A 4,678-nucleotide genomic window follows, 5' to 3' on the forward strand; every position below is an offset into this window, starting at 1 on the left:
CTGCCGCGAGAAAACTCGATTGGCGTGGTTGGAGCCTTACTTTCTTTCTTCGTCCTCAGAGTTTTTGGTGCAGCGGGCTATCTTTTGCCGATCGGTATGGTCTGGCTGGGTATAGCTTATGGTTTCATGGGGGCAAAATTCTCAAAGCGCACTGTGGTAGGGCTTTTCTGTTTTGTGCTGGCTGGAGCATGTCTGCTTAATATTGCAGAGGTCCTTACCGAGTGGGCCACGAGAAATCTGATTTTCGAGCCAGGTGGTTTTGCTGGGTACTGGTTAGGGACTAATGTTCTAGAGGCTCTTCTAAACAAGACTGGAGCCATCATCCTGCTGCTGATGCTCTACATGATCGGGATGATCATGCTCACTGGGCTGAACCCGATCCAGTTCAGTAAGGTGTGCTGGGCGAATTTCAAGGAATGGAGAATAAAGCGTGCTAACGATAAAGAACGCCTTGCTGAGAAAGAAGGGAAGCGGTTAGCTCGCGAGGCCGAACGACAAGCCCGACAGTCGGAGCGGGATAATGCTAAGGCGGCAACAAAAGAGAAAGCTCAGGAAGAGAAAGATCGAGTAAAAGAAGTTAAAGCGAAAAAAGCTGCAGAAGCTAAACAGAAAAAAGCGGAGGATGATAAGAAGAATCCTCAAGTAGAGATGGAGCTCAAAGAGATTCCAAAACCGCAAATCATAGATTCTAGTCAGCGTAGAAACAACAAGCGCGAACCTGGAGCTAAACCTTTCGAGAGAAACAAGAAGCCAAATGCAATATCACTGTCTACTGATGGCTTTGAAAATTATGAAACACCAGGCTTCGATCTCTTAGCGTTCGATGACTCCGAGCCAGATGACGAGGGGGTGGATCAAGGGGAACTTCTGAGTATACAGAAGACTATTGTTGATACTTTAAAGGCATTTGGTGTCGAGGTTTCAGCTGGTGATATCACCCGTGGACCAACAATCACACGCTATGAGGTATACCCAAGCTTAGGTTTGCGCGTCAGTCGAATCACTCAATTAGAAGCCGATCTTGCGCGTGCAACCAAGGCAGAACGTATCAATATCCTGGCTCCCATTCCGGGTAAGGACACAGTCGGAATTGAAATTGCCAACGACAACAAAGTCGCTGTGCCTCTTCGCGAATTGCTCCAAGACGAAGCATTCACCTCGGCGAAGAAGAAAATTCCTTTAGCGCTCGGTAAAGATGTCTATGGAAACACCGTCATCGGTGACCTTGCCGCAATGCCTCACTTGCTTGTTGCTGGAGCTACAGGTGCGGGTAAATCGGTGTGTATTAACTCGATCATTGCGAGTATTCTTTTTAAGTTCAGTCCGGACGAACTGCGCTTCATCATGGTTGACCCAAAGGTGGTAGAAATGCAGATCTACGGAGACCTGCCTCACTTGGTTGTGCCTGTAGTCACAGACCCAAATAAGGTGGTTGCGGCTCTCCGCTGGGTAGTGAACGAAATGGAAAAACGCTATAGACTATTTGCTAAGTGTGGTGTTCGAAATTTTGACGGATACAATGACCGTCCACGGCCAGAGAAAGAAGAGCCTGAAGTTGTCGAACCAGAAGTCGTCGATGACACCCTTGAAGAAGAGCCTGATCCAGAAGCTATCGAGTCCATTGCTCGAGCTCTAGAGGACGGCGAACTGGGGCCAATCGGTGGTGGTGATGACGATGAGTTAGATTTGGAAGATGAGGAAACTGAAATGCCAGATCGCTTCCCGTACATCGTTGTCATTATTGATGAGCTTGCAGATTTGATGCAGACTGCTCCGGCTGATGTGGAGCAGAATATCGCACGCATCGCTCAGAAGGCTCGAGCCGCTGGTATCCACCTCATTATTGCGACTCAGACTCCACGTGCTGATGTTGTCACTGGTATTATCAAGGCGAACATCCCTAGCCGCATAGCATTCCAGGTTTCTTCTGCGCTCGATTCCCGAGTCATTCTCGACACCAAAGGCGCCGACAAATTGGTAGGTAAAGGTGATATGCTCTACTTGCCACCAGGCTCGGCTAAACTCGAGCGCGCCCAAGGCGCTTTCGTTTCTGACGAAGAAGTCGAAGCGATTGTCGAGCACTGTGCAGCACAAGCTGAGCAGGTCTTTGAACCGTCCATTCAAGAAAGTATCGAAAAAGGTGGCTCCAGTGACAGTGGCGACGGCAACGACGTGACTGATGCCGATGAGGAGTGCTTGCTTAAGTGTATTGAAGTTATCACCACTGAGCAAAAGGCTAGTACTTCTCTTCTCCAGCGTCGCCTGCGCCTAGGCTACACTCGTGCCGCTCGGATGATGGATATCCTCGAAGAGCGTGGCATGATCGGACCTGCTGATGGAGCAAAAGCCCGCGAGGTTCATATTTAAAAGCGCTTCTGGAGTCTAGCATAATAGCATCCTGCTCTGCGATGTTGTTTTTAGTACCAGCCTTTCTCTCTAAATCACTTAAGTTCTGTGTGCTGCGTTGCTGGAGATTGTGAATAATTTCTGAATAAAGCTTGCCTTTTTTCGTGGGTGGGCGCATAGGTCGCGTTCTCAGAGGTGGATTACCCACCTTGGCCGCCATTGATTTCTGTTGAATAGGTATGAATCAGATGCGGCTTTGAGCAGCAACTATAACTGATTATGACAGACGTAAAATTTACGGACTTGGGATTATCCAAGCCCCTTCTTGATGCGGTGCACGGCCTCGGCTACGAAGCACCATCGAACATTCAGGCTCTAGCCATTCCAAAAATCCTCGGAGGGCACGACATCGTCGGACTCTCTGAAACTGGTTCTGGTAAGACAGCTGCTTTCGTACTTCCTGCCTTGGAGATGATTGACTCAGATGTCTCTCGTCCACAGGTTCTCGTTCTTTCCCCAACTCGCGAACTCTGTGTGCAGATTAGCGAAGAAGTTGCTAGACTCGGTAGCAACCTTCCTAGGATAAATTCTACTCCAGTCTACGGTGGTGCACCTATCGACCGTCAGATCCGCGGCCTCCGAGGAGCCCAGATGGTAGTGGGCACACCTGGTCGTCTCATGGACCACCTTCGCCGTAAGACACTCCGTACTGATGACCTTAAACTCATCATCCTCGACGAAGCTGACCGCATGCTCGACATGGGGTTCCGCGATGACATGGAGGAAATCCTTAGCCAAGTGCAAGGTGACTACCAGATCCTCTTCTTCTCAGCGACAATGAACCGCAACGTGGAGCGTCTCATCGGTAAGTTCGGTAAGAACCCTCAGAAGGTCGAAGTTGCTAAGAAGGCTCTCACCGTGGACCGTATCGCACAGTCCTACTACGAAGTACGCAACCGCTCTAAGGTTGAAGTCCTTTCCCGTATCCTCGACATGGAAGCATTCCGCCTTGCAGTTGTTTTCTGTAACACTAAGCGTGCAGTGGACGAAGCCACAGAGGCTCTTCTTGCTCGTGGGTTCACAGCGGACCGTCTCCACGGTGACATCACCCAGCAAATGCGTGAGCGTGTTCTCAACCGTTTCCGTGAGGGCAAGGTTGAGCTCCTCATCGCTACTGACGTGGCAGCTCGTGGACTCGACATCGATGAAGTTGATATCGTTGTAAACTACGACCTACCACAGGACCCTGAAGACTATGTGCACCGTATTGGGCGTACCGGTCGTGCTGGCCGTTCAGGTCGCGCAGTGTCCTTCGTATTCGGACGTGACGTTTACCGTCTTCAGAATGTTGAGCGTTACACTCGTTGTAAGATCACTCGTGAGAAGGTTCCTTCTCAGGAGGAAGTGGAAGGCAAGCGTGCTGATGTTCTTTTCGAGAGCGTTAAAGACAAGCTCGAAGCTCAGACCAAGGGAGCACCATTTGTGAACTACGTAGATCGTCTCCTCGAGCAAGGTTACGCAGCTACTGACATCGCAGGAACGCTCTTCGGAATGATCCGCGAGACTGTCGGCCGAGAAGGTGAAGCAATTCAAGAAGACCGCCCAGACAATGGCCGCGGCCGTGATTTTGATCGCAATGAGCGAGGTGGACGCGGACGTGATCGTGATCGTGGTGGTCGTGATGACCGCCGTGGACGTGTTCGTGGTGACCGTTTTGAAAGAGGCGGAGACCGTGGTGAGCGTGGAAACTTTGACCGTGAGTCACGCCGCAACGAAGTAGCAGCTGGAATGAAGCAGGTCTTCATCGGCGCAGGTGGTGTTCTCGGAGTTGCTCCAGGTGAACTCGCTGGCATGATCTACTCAGAAGCAAACATCGCAAGTGGCAGCCTTGGTAAGATCCGCATCTTCCCTAAGCACTCACTCGTTCAGGTGAAAGAGGGAGACGAACACAAAGTAATCGACGCACTCAAAGGACAAAAGCTTCGCGGCAAGGCATTCCCATGTCGCCTCGACCGCGACCTTTAAGCTCCTGTCTTACATTAAATTTTCAAAGGGCGTCCTCGTAAATGAGAGCGCCCTTTTTGTTTCATCGAAGAATCGACCTCTACCTCGAAAAAATACGAAAGTAGCTAAAGTTACTAGGATGATGAATTCCTTTTTCCACGAATCACGTTCATCTCACGGATGAAGGTGTCAACCGAGAGTGCCAAGCCCCAGCTTGGTATCAAGGGAGCAATGCATCAGGAAAGTGACACCTCTGTCCTAGCATGTACCGCTATATAGCGGGGTTATTCATCCCTAATCCTTACATTAAGCGCAGCGACTACTCCAT

The 4,678-nt window shown here is 50.3% G+C and carries 2 protein-coding genes; both read left to right on the top strand.

The window, feature by feature from the left end; all coding sequences use genetic code 11:
* Positions 1 to 2,367, top strand: a 2,367-nt coding sequence (locus tag ABGY95_RS02100; protein ID WP_347440027.1) for a DNA translocase FtsK, incomplete at its 5' end; no start/stop codon positions are given.
* A 258-nt stretch (positions 2,368 to 2,625) separates the two neighbouring features.
* Entirely contained in the window at positions 2,626 to 4,371 is a 1,746-nt protein-coding gene (locus ABGY95_RS02105; protein WP_347440028.1) for a DEAD/DEAH box helicase, read from the top strand.
* Positions 4,372 to 4,678 lie beyond the last annotated feature (307 nt).

This window comes from Rubritalea sp. (assembly GCF_039830215.1).
GTDB lineage: Bacteria > Verrucomicrobiota > Verrucomicrobiia > Verrucomicrobiales > Akkermansiaceae > Rubritalea.

Bases quoted from the DNA above. Each gene is read 5' to 3' on its own strand.
- ABGY95_RS02105 (WP_347440028.1), top strand. From the start codon at position 2,626: ATGACAGACGTAAAATTTACGGACTTGGGATTATCCAAGCCCCTTCTT.